Source organism: Ruegeria sp. B11 (assembly GCF_056539785.1).
In genome coordinates, this window is the sequence record NZ_JBQFVO010000002.1 from 392,039 (window position 1) to 406,754 (window position 14,716).

The 14,716-nt window shown below is 56.3% G+C and carries 12 protein-coding genes and 1 tRNA gene; 6 read left to right on the plus strand and 7 right to left on the minus strand.

Annotated features, from left to right (window positions below):
* The first annotated feature begins 213 nt into the window (after positions 1-213).
* From ACR0I1_RS09575 to ACR0I1_RS09590, 4 genes are read left to right on the plus strand one after another with little or no spacing between them, the layout of a single operon-like run.
* Entirely contained in the window at positions 214-3,309 is a 3,096-nt protein-coding gene (locus ACR0I1_RS09575) for an ABC transporter transmembrane domain-containing protein (protein WP_170407253.1), read from the plus strand.
* Positions 3,299-4,198, plus strand: coding sequence for a type II CAAX endopeptidase family protein (locus ACR0I1_RS09580; RefSeq protein WP_170393953.1), 900 nt, complete (start codon positions 3,299-3,301; stop codon positions 4,196-4,198). The genes ACR0I1_RS09575 and ACR0I1_RS09580 overlap by 11 nt, the downstream gene beginning before the upstream one ends.
* Before the next feature lie 59 nt (positions 4,199-4,257).
* Positions 4,258-5,190: an acetyl-CoA carboxylase, carboxyltransferase subunit beta gene (accD, locus tag ACR0I1_RS09585; RefSeq protein WP_170393952.1), complete on the plus strand. Its 933-nt coding sequence runs from the start codon at positions 4,258-4,260 to the stop codon at positions 5,188-5,190.
* Entirely contained in the window at positions 5,187-6,461 is a 1,275-nt protein-coding gene (locus ACR0I1_RS09590) for a bifunctional folylpolyglutamate synthase/dihydrofolate synthase (protein ID WP_480706134.1), read from the plus strand. Before accD ends, ACR0I1_RS09590 begins: the two co-directional genes overlap by 4 nt.
* A gap of 31 nt (positions 6,462-6,492) precedes the next feature.
* Here ACR0I1_RS09590 and zapE read toward each other — a convergent pair whose 3' ends face one another.
* The gene (gene zapE / locus ACR0I1_RS09595; protein WP_480706135.1) at positions 6,493-7,551 is read right to left on the minus strand and encodes a cell division protein ZapE; all 1,059 of its coding nucleotides are present in this window, start codon (positions 7,549-7,551) and stop codon (positions 6,493-6,495) included.
* A gap of 148 nt (positions 7,552-7,699) precedes the next feature.
* Here zapE and ACR0I1_RS09600 point away from each other — a divergent pair, with 148 nt between their 5' ends.
* Positions 7,700-8,941 (plus strand): MFS transporter, encoded by a 1,242-nt coding sequence (locus ACR0I1_RS09600; RefSeq protein WP_480614051.1) that lies wholly within the window; start codon positions 7,700-7,702, stop codon positions 8,939-8,941.
* A gap of 1 nt (position 8,942) precedes the next feature.
* Here ACR0I1_RS09600 and ACR0I1_RS09605 read toward each other — a convergent pair whose 3' ends face one another.
* The 5 genes from ACR0I1_RS09605 to ACR0I1_RS09625 all read right to left on the minus strand — a co-directional run bounded on the left by ACR0I1_RS09605 (position 8,943) and on the right by ACR0I1_RS09625 (position 13,487).
* Positions 8,943-9,563 carry an HAD family hydrolase gene (locus tag ACR0I1_RS09605; RefSeq protein ID WP_170625675.1) on the minus strand — a complete coding sequence of 207 codons (621 nt, stop codon included), beginning with the start codon at positions 9,561-9,563 and terminating at the stop codon, positions 8,943-8,945.
* A gap of 142 nt (positions 9,564-9,705) precedes the next feature.
* Positions 9,706-10,161: a YaiI/YqxD family protein gene (locus tag ACR0I1_RS09610; RefSeq protein WP_170393941.1), complete on the minus strand. Its 456-nt coding sequence runs from the start codon at positions 10,159-10,161 to the stop codon at positions 9,706-9,708.
* On the minus strand, positions 10,158-11,618 hold the full coding sequence (gene sthA / locus ACR0I1_RS09615; RefSeq protein ID WP_170393939.1) for a Si-specific NAD(P)(+) transhydrogenase: 1,461 nt from the start codon (positions 11,616-11,618) through the stop codon (positions 10,158-10,160). Before sthA ends, ACR0I1_RS09610 begins: the two co-directional genes overlap by 4 nt.
* 3 nt (positions 11,619-11,621) lie before the next feature.
* The gene (fghA, locus tag ACR0I1_RS09620) at positions 11,622-12,455 is read right to left on the minus strand and encodes an S-formylglutathione hydrolase (RefSeq protein WP_480706138.1); all 834 of its coding nucleotides are present in this window, start codon (positions 12,453-12,455) and stop codon (positions 11,622-11,624) included.
* A 102-nt stretch (positions 12,456-12,557) separates the two neighbouring features.
* Complete coding sequence (locus ACR0I1_RS09625) at positions 12,558-13,487, minus strand: AEC family transporter (protein WP_480706139.1); 930 nt, start codon at positions 13,485-13,487, stop codon at positions 12,558-12,560.
* A gap of 161 nt (positions 13,488-13,648) precedes the next feature.
* On the opposite strand from ACR0I1_RS09625, the gene ACR0I1_RS09630 reads away from it, so the two are divergent.
* Entirely contained in the window at positions 13,649-14,266 is a 618-nt protein-coding gene (locus ACR0I1_RS09630) for a TetR/AcrR family transcriptional regulator (RefSeq protein WP_170407287.1), read from the plus strand.
* 50 nt (positions 14,267-14,316) lie between these two features.
* On the opposite strand, the gene ACR0I1_RS09635 is transcribed toward ACR0I1_RS09630, so the two are convergent.
* Positions 14,317-14,401 (minus strand) — tRNA-Leu (locus ACR0I1_RS09635).
* Positions 14,402-14,716: the final 315 nt, after the last annotated feature.

A 14,716-nucleotide genomic window follows, 5' to 3' on the forward strand; every position in this document is an offset into this window, starting at 1 on the left:
CCTCTCTTTAGTCAAAGTCGGGGCAGGGGACAAACCAGTCTTACTTGATTAGCGGATAAATCTTCCCGAATCCTAAATGTGATCTCCTATCCAGCTGGTTTCTGCGTCGCAAAGAGCCGCCATTCTTGCAATAGCTCGGGCCGAGGCTTACCGTCGGCGCTCGGGCAATCGGCATTTGTCCCGGATCATGCAGGCTCATCATGAGGCAGGGGAATGGAACCCACCCTATTTTCATTCATATGGAAGCATTCGAAAAAACAGCAATTGGTCCTACTATTGCTGACCGTTCTGTCATTTCCGTTCCTTTACGCTTCGTTGGAGCTTCCCAAGCAGATCATCAACGACGCGATTGGTGCGCCCGCAGACACCGTGACAGTACTCGGTATCACCGTGACACAGGTGCAGTACCTGCTGATTCTGTGCTTTGCCTTTTTGGCAACTGTCATCGCCAGTGGCGTGATGAAAATGCGCATCAATACCATGAAAGGCATTCTCGCCGAGCGGATGTTGCGTCGCCTTCGCTTTACCTTGATCAGCCGCTCGATGCGCTTTCCCAAATCCTATTTCGCCACCACCAGCCAAGGTGAACTGGTATCGATGATCACGTCCGAGGCCGAACCCATGGGCGGGTTGATGGGAGATGCCATCGCGCAGCCCGTTTTTCAGTTCGGCCAGATGATGACGATCGTCACGTTTCTTTTCATGCAAAGCGTGTGGTTTGGTCTGGCCAGTATTGCATTGATCCCTTTGCAGGCCTGGCTGATTCCCAAATTGCAGCGTCAGATCAACCTTCTAAACAAGGATCGCATTCAGGAGGTCCGGCGGCTGAGCTCTGAGATTGGCGAAAGTGCTGCTGGTATCAGCGATCTGCGCACCAATGGCGGCTGGCGCTATCGTCTGGCGCAATTCAGCCATCGGCTAGGAACCTTGTTCGAGATCCGCTTTAAGATCTACAACAAGAAGTTCTTCATGAAGTTCCTCAACAATCTGATCACTCAGATGACACCCTTCCTGTTCTATTCAGTAGGCGGCTATCTGGCGATCACGGGCGAGGTGACAGTAGGCGCATTGGTCGCCGCGTTGGGTGCATATAAAGACCTCAGCGGCCCTTGGAAGGATCTTCTGACCTACTACAACCAAGTACAGGACATGTCACTGCGCTGGGAAATTGTGACCGAACGGTTTGCCCCATCGAATATGATACCCGAACAGTTGTTTGAGGGCGTCCCCGAGGCAATCCCGCACCTGACCGGCGATATCGAACTGCGCAACGTGACCGTTCGTGATGATGACGGCAAGACCATCCTTGAGGATATTGATCTTACCATTCCCCAAGGCGCTCGGGTTGCGATTCAGTCGAAACACGCTTCGGAACGCAGTGCGCTTGCGCAGTTGCTGACGCGCGAAGTGCTGCCGGTTCAAGGCGAGGTTCTGATGGCTGGCCACAACCTCAACAGCCTGCATCAGGCGGTGATTGCGGCGCGGATCGGCTATGCCTATTCACGCCCTTACCTGTTCGACGGAACATTGGGTGATAACCTGCTAATGCCGCTGCGCACGCATCCTCAACACGAAAGTGGTGCATTGCAGGCCCCCTCACGCCGCCAGATCGAAGCCGTGCGCGCCGGGAACCCACCCGATTCACTGTCCGATGAATGGATCGACCCAAGCCTCGCGGGTCTTGATGACATCGAGGATATTCGTGATTGGTGGTTCCAGCTTGTCGAAGCGATGGGCATTGATGAATTTATGTTCCGGCGCACTTTGCGCTCTCAGTTCGACCCGGAAGTACACCCGGTACTGGCGAAAGAAATAGTCGATCTGCGAGATACCGTTGCGACACGCCTGCAAGAGCGCGGGTTGGACAAGTATGTCTATCGGTTCGATCCTGACCAGTTCAATCCCGCCGTGCCCTTGGGCGGGAACCTGCTGTTCGCTTCACCGACGCATGATATCGCACCGGACATTCTGGCGGGGGACCACCGGTTTCTGTCGTTGCTTACGGGCAATGGCCTTGATGATGACGCGCTCAGCATCGCTCAGGCCGTTCTGGAAACCCTAAACCAGACTTTCGGGCGAGATGGGGCCGATCACCCATTGTTCTTGCGGCTTGGCATGTCAAAAGACATGTACCACCGTCTGCTCGATATCGAAGAGCGCCGCAAAACCAAGGGCGAGGAAGCCATCGGCGATCAGGAACGTGCGCTGCTGTTGACCGTCCCATTCATGCTGACCGCTGAACAAATCGGCCCGAGTTTCCCTGAGGAGTACAAGGACAAAATCCTTTCCATTCGTCACAGTCAGGCCGAACGGCTGCGGGGCGCTATGGGTGCGATGTTCGTGCCGGTGTCACCGGACGTCTACGTTCCCCGCCTGACAGCAATGGAAAACGCTCTGTATGGTCGGGTATCCATCATGGCTGGTGCTCATGCAGAAGAGATCGAAGATCTGGTCGCGGAGGTTCTGAACGAGGCCGGGCTGCGCCGAAGGGCCGCCGCGATCATCTACGACCTGCCGTCCGGGTTAGGTGGGAATAACCTTCCGACAGTGTTTCAGGAGCGTGCTGCCTTTTCTCGTGCCGGGATCAAACGCCCCGATATCCTGATACTCGACAAGGCACTGGCCAGCCACGACTCTGAAAGCCGCCTGCGGACCCGTCTGAAGCTGCGCGAGTTATTACCCGACTCGATTATGATCTTTATGGAGGATCATTTTGCCCATCCGGAAGCCTATGATTTGTTTGTTGAAATAAAGGACGGTCGCATCGATGGTGTCTCGCGCGTGTCCACCGATGCCGAAGATACCGGGACGGACGACCTGAGCCGGAAACTCAAGATCATTTCTTCTACCGAGTTGTTTTCACGAGTCGATGGGCGCAACCAGCGTCTTCTGGCGTTTTCGGCCCAATGGTACGAGGTCGCGGCAGGTCAAACCATTTTCGCACGTGGCCAGGCTCCCGATGCGGCGTATTTGTGTATTTCGGGTTCGGCGAGCCTGAATTGGCTGAATGAACACGGTGAAATGCGTTCGCTCTCGATAGTAGAACCCGGGCGCCTTATCGGCGATCTTGCGATTATCACCAATGAGCCGCGACAATTGGATTTGGTAGCCCTCACGGATTGCTCGTTCCTGCGGATCGGCGCGGAGGAATTGCGTGCTGTGATTGAAAGTGACGCGGGCGTTGCGATGAGGTTGCTTGAAACCGTGGCCGGATATTTGTCCACGGTGTCCGAGCGGTTGCGTGACCCCAACACTCCAATTGGGGATGACCTGCCTTCTGTAAGTGCTGAGCAATCCGATGAGCACTAACGAAAGGCGGGGTACCTATTCAAGTCATCAGCAATTACTAGGTGCCGCCCGCAGATATCCCGAGATATGGCGCTTGTTGGCTGGTCTTGCGCTGGTCTCAGTGGTTGTGGTCACGCTCAATGCAATCTTGTTCGCAATCGTTGCCAGTCTTGGCTCATCAGGGTCGGCGGTCACATTCTTGAATGGATCGTCGCCAACAGCGCTCCTTATTGTGCTCTCCAGCTTTATTTTTGTCACTATTGGCGTGGCGTTGGGGGCACGATTATTTCAGCACCGGTCACTTGCCTCGGTCCTGGGCGAACAATCCATCGCAATCTGGCAGTTTTGGCGCGTTGTTCGCGCATTGCTTCTGCTGGGTGCAGTCATATTCATACTCCCCCCCTATGACCTTGGTGCACCATTGGTGGCGAATCTCGCGTTAACCAAATGGCTTTTGCTGCTTCCCTTATCCGCTGTTGCGGTGCTGATTCAGACCAGCGCCGAGGAAATCCTGTTCCGAGGCTATATGCAACAGGGCCTCGCCGCACGGTTTCGGTCTCCGCTGATCTGGATGGGTCTGCCATCAATCTTGTTCGCAGCTGGCCACTACAGCCCCGCGACGGTCGGAGACAATGCGGTCTTGATTGCCATCTGGGCGCTGACATTTGGGCTTTTGACCGCCGATCTGACCGCGCGAGCGGGTACGCTGGGCCCCGCCATTGCGCTGCATTTTTTCAATAACATCGCGGCTCTGCTTGTCATTTCGCTTCCCGACAACCTTGGTGGCCTGGCCTTGTTCCATCTTCCTTATGAGGCATCGGACGCCGAAGCGTTGCGACCTTGGTTGCTAGTCGACTTTGCGCTGATGATCGTGGGGTGGCTCACCGCAAGATTGGTCCTCAGGCGCTGATTGCATTTCCCGGCATTGCGTCTTATTTGACGTCAACGCCGCATTATCAAGGTTCCGACATGAACTGGATCACAAACTACGTCCGCCCCCGGATCAATTCGATCTTCTCGCGCCGCGAAGTGCCCGAAAACCTTTGGCACAAGTGTGATGAGTGTGGAACCATGCTGTTCCACCGCGAATTGGCGGAAAACCAGAATGTCTGCACCCAGTGCGACCATCACATGGCAATCACGCCGCGCGATCGGTTCCAACATCTGTTTGATGGCGGTATTTTTTCCGAGGTTGATGTCCCGGCACCGAAAGACGATCCCCTGCAGTTTCGGGATCAGAAAAAATACCCTGACCGTATGAAGGCGGCCCAGAAAAAGACCGGCGAGAAAGAAGCGATGCTGGTCGCCGTTGGCGAAATCGGCCGTACCCCGATCGTGGCTGCCGCGCAGGATTTTTCGTTCATGGGCGGATCGATGGGCATGTATGTAGGCAATGCCATCATTGCTGCAGCACAGGAGGCTGTTAGGCTACAGCGGCCCCTGATCCTATTTTCTGCAGCGGGCGGTGCGCGGATGCAGGAAGGTATTCTGAGCCTGATGCAAATGCCGCGTACGACGGTCGCCGTAGAGATGCTCAAAGAAGCAAACCTGCCCTATATTGTCGTCCTGACCCACCCGACTACAGGCGGCGTCACAGCCTCATATGCGATGCTGGGTGACGTTCATATTTCGGAACCCAATGCCCTGATTTGTTTTGCCGGACCCCGTGTGATCGAACAAACCATTCGTGAGAAACTGCCCGAAGGATTCCAGCGCGCTGAATATCTGCTGGATCACGGGATGCTCGACCGAGTGACCAAACGCACCGAGATGCGGGATGAGCTGATCACCATCACCCGAATGCTGATGAAGCAGCCCCCTGCGGTCAAAGGCGACCTTCCTGCGCCCGAGCCGGAAGAAGCCCCAACCGAGGCACCCACCGAGGACGCGGTCGAAAAATGACCTCCCCATCTTCGGATGCCATCCTAGACCGGATGATGGCGCTGCACCCCAAGATCATCGACCTGACCTTGGATAGGGTATGGCGTTTGCTGGCGGCACTAGACAATCCTCAGGTTAAGCTGCCTCCGGTCATTCATATCGCTGGAACCAATGGCAAGGGCTCGACCCAAGCCATGATCCGGGCGGGTCTTGAAGGCGCAGGGCGAGCGGTCCATGCCTATACCTCACCCCATCTAGCCCGGTTTCATGAACGAATCCGGCTGGCAGGTGAGCTGATTTCCGAGCCCGACCTCACCGCAGTGTTGGATGAGTGTTACGCCGCCAATGGTGGTGAAAACATCACCTATTTTGAGATCACCACCTGCGCCGCGCTGCTGGCATTTTCCCGCACCAAAGCTGACTATACGCTGCTCGAAGTCGGGCTGGGCGGGCGGCTGGACGCCACCAACGTGATTGAACGGCCCGAGTTGACGGTCATCACCCCCGTCTCGATCGACCATGAGCAGTTCCTGGGCGACACTTTGGGCAAGATCGCCGCTGAAAAAGCCGGAATCATCAAGCCGGGCGTTCCCTGCATCGTCGGCCCGCAGCAGGATGAGGCGCTGGAAGTCATCGAATATACCGCAGCCCGTCTGGGCGCTCCGCTATTGGTCCACGGGCAGCACTGGCATGTTCATACTGAGAACGGTCGCCTTATTTATCAGGACGAAACCGGTTTGCGCGATCTGCCTATGCCAAACCTACTGGGTGCTCATCAGATCGAAAATGCAGGCGCGGCTCTGGCTGCGTTGCGCCACCTGCAAATGGGCGATGATGCCTACGAGGCCGCTGTGGCCAAGGCCGAATGGCCCGCGCGCATGCAGCGACTAAAAATCGGTCCTCTGGTTGAGCAGGCCCCTCAAGCTGAGTTGTGGTTGGATGGCGGTCACAACGCGGCTGCAGGCACTGCTTTGGCCGAGGTTTTAGCGTCACTACCAGAACGTCCCACGCATTTGATTTGTGGTATGTTGAATACCAAAGATGTCACCGGTTATCTCGCGCCATTGGCCCAAAGGGCAGACAGCCTGACGGCCGTATCGATCCCGGGTGAGCAGAATACACTGAGCGCGGACGAAACCGCCACCGCTGCTGCTAAGGTGAATCTGACCGCCACTACAGCAGACAGCGTCACAGACGCGCTCGCCGCGATCACCGCTCAAACCCCTGATGCACGCATTCTGATCTGCGGGTCGCTTTATCTTGCGGGAAACATCCTTAGAGAAAACGCCTGATGAAAAAAATCCTGCGCCAGGGCAGCACCCCCTATTTACCCCAATCCTTGTCCTGCATCTCGCGCAGGCGCGAGGCCGTACGCTCAAATTCAAACGTGCCTTCCCCTTCGACATAGAGCATCTCGGGCTCCGCGGCGGCAGAACAGATCAGCCGGACCTTCGCTTCATAGAGCGCGTCGATCAGGATGACGAAGCGCTTGGCCTCATTGAAATTGTTGCGTGACAAACGCGGGATGTCCTCAAGCACCAGCACCTTCAGCGCTTCTGCGATGGCCAGATAGTCCCCCGGGCCCAGCATTCGCCCGCACAGATCATAGAACGAGGCCCGCGCCACGCCGTTGCGAAAGGCGGGCAGGACAACTTCGCGACCCTTCACCTGAAGGGCCAGCTCTTCTGCCGGTCCACCCGACAGATCATTCCAAACCCCACGAATCTTCTCCCGCGCTTCGGGCCCAATGGGGGTGAAGTAAACCGGCGAGCCTTCAAGTCGGTTCTGCCGGTAATCCGTGGGTGAAACCAACTCCCACACTTCCAGTTGCTCTTTGATGTGCTGTATGAAAGGCAGAAAAAGCTGCCGGTTCAACCCATCCTTATATAGATCATCCGGATGTCTGTTCGAAGTCGTAACGATAACGACACCACCCTTGTAGAGCAGATCAAACAACCGCCCCACGATCATCGCGTCGGTGATATCGATGATCTGCATCTCATCAAAGGCCAGCACCCGCGCCGATTTGATGACTGCATCGGCCACAGGGACCAGCGCGTCCTCAACGCCGTCTTCACGCGCCTTGTGCAGACCGGTATGGATTTCCTGCATGAACGCATGAAAATGCACCCGTCGAACTGGGATTTCACCCAATGTCTCGACAAACATGTCCATCAACATCGACTTGCCGCGCCCAACACTTCCCCAAAGATACAAACCCTTGGGTGGAGGCGGCGCTTTGCGGAATAATCCACGTTTAACCGGTTCGGCCAAGGCTGCCCGAATGCGCTCAAACCTGGGCAGCACAGCCTCTTGCGCGTCGTCCCGGGTCAGTGTCCCATCAGCAATAAGATCTTCATAGTGTGAAATTAGATCCGTCATGAGTTGAGCCATACCGATCGCTTCGAGTGTTGAAAAGAAACCTTTTTTCCAGACACATCAATTTTGCTGAACTGGCGTCACAAAACTCCTGAATTGACGCGCCGAGTTGTACCGCTAACGTCTGCTGGAACCAATCTTCGGAGCCTTAATGTCGCAATCCACCCGTTTGCTGAACCCGATCCTGATCGTCGGCTGCATCGTAATTACAGTCAGTTTTGCCGTACGCGCCTCTTTTGGTGTGTTCCAGATACCGATTGCAGATGAGTTCGGCTGGCTACGCAGCGATTTTTCGATGGCGATCGCCATACAAAACCTGGCTTGGGGGATCGGCCAGCCGATCTTTGGCGCCATTGCGGAAAAGATAGGTGATCGGCGCGCCATCGTTCTGGGCGCTCTGACCTATACGGCGGGAATGGTCCTGACGGCATGGTCCGTTACCCCGTTTGAACATCAGATGTATGCCTGGCTCGTGGGTTTCGGGATCGCTGGGACGGGGTTTGGCGTGGTCCTTGCGGTCGTAGGTCGTGCCTCATCGGATGCGAACCGCTCGATGTCATTGGCGATTGTCACCGCAGCGGGCAGTTTCGGGCAAGTCATTGGCGCACCCACAGCAGAGTGGTTGCTGACTTTCTTACCCTGGCAGCAAGTGTTTCTGATCTTTGCGGTGGCTATCCTTGCATTGATCCTGACATTGCCATTCATGCGCGCGCCTCAGCCCGTCAGCAGGACGGAGCTAGAAGAGAGTATGGGGCAGATCCTGTCCAAGGCATTCCGCGACCCGTCTTATTCGCTGATTGCGATCGGCTTTTTCAGTTGTGGCTATCAACTGGGCTTTGTCACAGCCCATTTCCCCGCCTTCGTCACCGAGATGTGCGGCCCGATCCAACCCGGAGGCCTCTTACATTCGATGGGGATCACCACAACTTCAGCCTTGGGGGCGATTGCGATTTCGTTGATTGGGTTGGCCAATATCGGCGGAACCCTTTTAGCCGGATGGGCTGGAAATCACTTTCCGAAGAAGTACCTGCTCGCGGCGGTTTACACCGGCCGAACGCTTGCCGCAGGTGCCTTCATCGTGTTCCCAATCACGCCCTTGTCCGTGATCGCATTCTCGCTTGTGATGGGGTCGCTCTGGTTGGCGACCGTACCGCTAACATCTGGCCTTGTCGCACATCTCTATGGCCTGCGGTACATGGGCACGCTCTACGGGATCGTATTCCTGAGCCATCAGATCGGCAGTTTTCTGGGCATCTGGTTAGGCGGGCGCATGTACGACCAATTCGGTGATTACACCATGGTTTGGTGGATCGGCGTCGCTATCGGAGCGTTCAGCGCCATCATTCACCTGCCCATCCGCGAAAATCGCTCACCAACCGGCGTGACAGCCTGAGCTATGCGGCCTCTTCAGCGGTCAGCAGCCCCTCAGAAACCAATCGATCCGCCCAACCCTGCGGATCGATGAAGTGGTGCGTTTGCCATCCGCGCGCCCTTGCTGTTTCGATATTCTCGATCCTGTCATCTGCAAACAAAAGCGCCGAGGGAGGGATGCCGCAATCGGCCTCAACCATTTCGTAAATTGGCATATGAGGTTTGACCGTCTTCATCCGACCCGAGACATATTGACGATCAAACTCATTCAGAAACGGATAAACAGTAGTGGCATAGTCAAAATTCTGAACCCCAAAATTCGTCAGGGCAAAGACCGGGATCTTCTTGGTCCGCAACGCGCGCAGCAGTCGCGCTGAATGTGGGATCTCGGGCGCGGCCAGTTCGATCCAGTTGTCATGCCACATTCGGATTTCATCGCGCCATTCCGGGTACTTGTCCGCCCAATTGTAAATCGTATCCGTGAAATGATGGCCCTGATCTACCAGATCATTCATCCCATGCAGATCGACCTCGTCAAACATGGCGCGACGACGATCCTCGCCGATTACCCGATCATAATAGCGCTCGGGCTGCCACTCGATCAGCACATTTCCGATGTCAAAGATGACGGCTTCAATGGCCATGACTTAATCCCATACCAGTTCAATCACCACCGACTGAACCAAGCGCAGGTCAGAGATGCAAGCGCCAACCGCCGCGCGGCACGCGCTGCCCAGCCCAACGGAAGGATATGCATCTTTGATGCGTCTCTGACCGGCGGGAGCACTACCTGCGAAGGGCAGCGCGTATCTCGCGCTCAAGCGCATCCAGAAAACGCGAACGGTCGGCTTTGCCAAATGGTTTTCCTCCGCCACCTGTCCCCAGCGGGTTTGCCGCGCGAAGGTCCGCCATCAGATCGCGCATTGCCAATTGCTGACCGATATTGGCCGCGGTGAAAGCCTCACCACTGGGCCGAAGCACGCGTGCTTCGGCTTCAATACACTTGGCGGCCAGCGGTATATCAGAGGTAACGACAATATCGCCGGTGCCGCAGCGTTCGGCAATCCACTTATCCGCCTCATCTGCTCCCGAGGCGACGATCACTACCTGCACCAACGGGTTGGCGGAGGGGCGTAGGCCTCCGTTTGAGACCAGAACCATCGGCACCTTGTGCCGGGTTGCCACCCGTTCAGCCTCGGCCTTGACCGGGCAGGCATCCCCGTCGATGTATAGCGTCGTCACGCCTCTTTGACCTTTGGCGCTGACTTTGCCTTTGGCGTCGATTTGCGCACCTTGAATTCGTCCGGAATGGGCATCCGGTTAAAGGCATCCAGCCCCGCGATTTTGTAAGCTTCGGCAAGGGTCGGATAGTTGAACGTGTTCTGCACGAAGTAGTCCACCGTGCCTTTCAGGTTCAGCACCGCCTGCGCGATATGGATCAGCTCGGTTGCGCCTTCGCCGACAATCTGAACCCCTAAGACCCGGCGGGTCTTGAGCGAGAACAGCATCTTCAGCATGCCATGCTCCAACCCCATGATGTGCCCGCGCGAGGTTTCGCGGAACCGGGCCACACCCACTTCGTAGGGAATACCACGCTCCTGCAGTTCTTCCTCGGACATCCCGCAGGTTGAGATTTCGGGGACCGAGTAGATCCCATACGGATACCAGGGGCTTTCCGGCAGGGTTGGAGTCTCCAGCGCATGACAGGCCGCGACCCGCCCTTGTTGCAACGAAGTTGAGGCCAACGACGGATGCCCGATGACGTCTCCGGTGGCATAGATATGCGGCACCGAGGTCTGATAGGTCTTGCGGTCCACGCTGATACGATTGCGATGATCCGTTTCAATGCCAACCGCGTCCAAGTTCAGCGCCGAGGTCGCCCCCATCCGGCCGGCTGCAAACAGCAGCATCTCGGCCCGGACGTGCCGCCCATTGTCCAGCGTGATCTCAACATGGCTACCGGCGTCTTCTATTTTCTCGACGGCTGCCCCCAACCGCAGATCGACGCCATTTTCACGGATCTGATGTGTGAAATCGTGGATCAGTGTCTTGTCGATGAAATCCAGAAACGTCTCGCGCGGTTCGATCAACGTCACCCGGACATCAAGCGCCGAGAACATAGTTGCATATTCAACGCCGATCACGCCCGCACCGATCACGCAGAGCGAACGCGGGATTTCCTCCATCTCAAGGAAATCATCCCCATCGACGACAGTTTTGCCATTGAAAGGCACGTAATCTGGCCGGTAGGTCTTGGTGCCGGTGGCGATCAGGAATTTGGCTGCTGTCAGACGCGTGGATTCGCCTGCATCCGTAGCCACCTCGATCTCGTGTGGCCCCGTGAACGTCGCCAACCCGTTCAGCGTTTCAACATGGTTGCGGTTGAACTGATGCTCCAGCACATCGACCTCATGATCGAGTGTCATGTGCAGCCGTGCTTTCAGATCCTCTGCGCTGATCTGATCCTTGACCCGGTAGGAGCGCCCATAAAAACTGCGCTCGCGCCAGCCTGACAGGTTCAGCACCGTCTCTCGCAAGGTTTTCGATGGGATCGTTCCGGTATGAACAGAGACACCACCAAAACGATCTTTGCGGTCAATCACCAGCACCCGGCGCTGCAATTTGCCTGCCTGAATCGCCGCCGCTCGGCCTGAAGGGCCCGAGCCGATGATGATCAGGTCATAGTCATATTTGCTCATGCCTCAGTCCCCATACAGCGCTTCGGCGTGGAAGGTGATGTGATCCTCCATAAAGGTGGACACGAAATAGTAGGAATGGTCATAGCCGGGCTGCAGGCGATAGGTGGCCTGCTGGCGACGCTCGGCAATTGCCTGCGCCAGTGCCTCCGGGCGCAACAGATCCATAAACTGATCGTTTGCACCGGTGTCGATCAGGATCGGTCCGTCAAAGCCTGTGCTTTTCATCATCGCCGACGCGTCATGCTTGGCCCATGCGGTCTCATCATCGCCCAGATACGCGCTGAGTTGCTTGCGGCCCCAATCCGCCCCCATTGGGTTCGAGATCGGCGAGAAGGCCGAAACAGACCGGTAACGCCCGGGCAGGTTCATCGCCAGCGTCAATGCGCCATGCCCACCCATCGAATGTCCTGTGATGGCCTGACGATCAGGATCAATCGCAAAGTTCTCGGCCAGAAGGGCCGGCAACTCTTCGGCAACATAATCCCACATGTTGAAGTGAGGCGTCCAAGGGCCTTGCGTGGCATTGACATAGAACCCTGCGCCTTGGCCAAGGTCATAGTCTTCGTGATCTGCCACGCCTTCGCCGCGTGGTGAAGTGTCGGGGAACACCAGCGCAATGCCCTGTTCGGCCGCCCAACCCTGGGCACCCGCCTTCGTCATGGCATTTTCATGGGTGCAGGTCAGGCCCGACAGATACCACAGAACAGGAACGGGGCCGTCCTTGGCTTCGGCTGGAAGAAAAAGGCCAAATGTCATATCACATTTGCAGGCCGAGGAAGCATGGCGATAAACGCCCTGCACACCACCAAAACAGGCATTTTCCGAAAGGGTTTCCATCAAGCTGATCCTTACGTTGTGTCCGGGCCATGGCTACCGCTCTGCAGCGTCGGCGTAAAGTGCAGCCACCTCTGGAAAGCTCATTTTTCGAAAAGGTGAAGATCAGAATCCGCTGACCCATCCTATCGCCAGCGGGACGGTCAGAATGCTGGCGATGGTAGATAACAGGATGGCAGCAGATGCCCGTTGCGGGGCCACACCGTAGTGCGCAGCCAGCATGTAAACATTGCCTGCAACTGGTAAAGACGCCGCCGCGATTGCGACCATCGCAGGGAATGAGGCAACCGGGATCAGCCAAATCACCATAAGTGCCACGATAAACGGATGCAGCACCAGTTTGCAAAAACTCAACCAGCCCGCGATCTGGATGCGCTCGGCCGATTTGTCTGCCAGTGACGCCCCGATGGCAAACAGCGCCCCCGGCGTAGCCGCACCGCCCAGAATTGTCAGAAAATCATTAAGCGGGGCTGGTACAGGCACCTCTAACGCAGACCAGATCAATCCGGCGGAGATTGACAAGATCATGGGGTTTCTCAGCAGGCCAATCCCGATCAGGCGCATCGTCCCCAGGCTGAGTCGACCATCGCGGCCACCGTTGATCAGGATCACGATCAATGAGGAAAACACAACCAGATCAACCGTCAGCACCAACATCACTGGACCTATGGCAGCATCGGAGAATAAAAGCGCAAGCATGGGCAGGCCCAGAAACCCAACATTGCCAATAGCAGCACATTGCGCCTCGACCGCGGCGGTGGGGATGTCCAGCCCTCGGAGATAAGCGATAGCCGTCGCCAGCGCATAGACGCCAGCAGTGCCGATCAGATACCCGAGAACCAGCCGACCGTTGAAAATTTCGGCAAAGGGCAGGGTGGCGGCAAACCGGAATAGCATAGCCGACAAAGCAAAGAAAAACACGAACTTGGTTAGATATGCTGTCGCCTCGGGAGGGAAAAACCGGCTGCGTCCGGCCCAGAACCCCAGGCCGATGATTGCGAAAAAGGGGAGAGTGCGCAGAAATATCTCGACCATGGCAACGTGTTAACATGGCTGGTCAGGCTCGCAAGGTTGACGCACGGTCGGCGGTACGATTGAAGCCGTAACGTTGTGCCAAAACCGCTATCGGAGTGAAAAGCGTTGAAACTGAACCGAACGGTTTATAGTGTTGCAGGATATCGCAATCCGGAGACACCATGACCCAAGCCGCCACCATCCTGCGTACAGGCCGTAAATTCGACCAGGTGTTACGTGGGGCCCGAGAGGTTTTCATGGCGGATGGGTTTGAAGGTGCAAGCGTCGATGACATCGCGCGTGCGGCGGGTGTTTCGAAGGCAACGCTATACAGCTATTTCCCCGACAAGCGACTGTTGTTCACCGAGGTTGCCCAGACCGAATGTCGCCTGATGTCCGAGCGCATCCTGTCGATGATCGATGAGACCAAGCCAGCCCGCGAGGTGCTGACGATAGCAGCCACTCAGCTTACGGCTTTTCTCGTCTCGGACTTCGCGCAACAGGTCTTTCGCATATGTGTGGCCGAACGCGACCGATTCCCCGAGCTTGGTAAAGCGTTTTATGAAGCAGGACCGAGGAACGGCCAACGCCAGATGGCCGAATATTTGACCAAGGCGGTTAGCAAAGGTGAGTTGGCGGTTGAAGACGTCAACATCGCGGCCGAGCAGTTTTCTGAACTGTGCAAAGTCCGACTATGGGGCCGCGCGGCGTTCGGTATCCAAAATCGATTTGACCAGAACGAAATCGACGAGGTCGCATTGCAGGCCGTCGACATGTTTATGGCCCGCTACGGCGTTTGAACTGCGTAAGTTCGCCAGCGATAAGTCACATTGATGGTAAGAAGTCGTGTTGGTGCGGGTGGAGGGACTTGAACCCCCACGCCTTGCGGCGCCAGAACCTAAATCTGGTGCGTCTACCAATTTCGCCACACCCGCAACCCGATGCCGAAGCACCGCGACGACGCGCTGAATAGCAAAGCTTTTGAATGAGTGCGAGAGGTAAAATCAAGCGAGAGGGCAGTTTATTATCGTCTCGCTGGAAACAATCTTTTGCCCAAGTAAGTTTAACCAGAACTCGCATGTGCCAAATGTTAAAGAACGTGCCTTGGACAGTGAGAATGCGGTTTGGCCAGTCTTTTCAGCACGAACAGTGCTCAGGTGCTGGTTTTGGTCGTAATTTCACCTGTGTGAAGGCCCGTTTTCTGGTCCTTCTTTTTGTTTCCATTTAGCGAACATTTATCGCAATTTTTC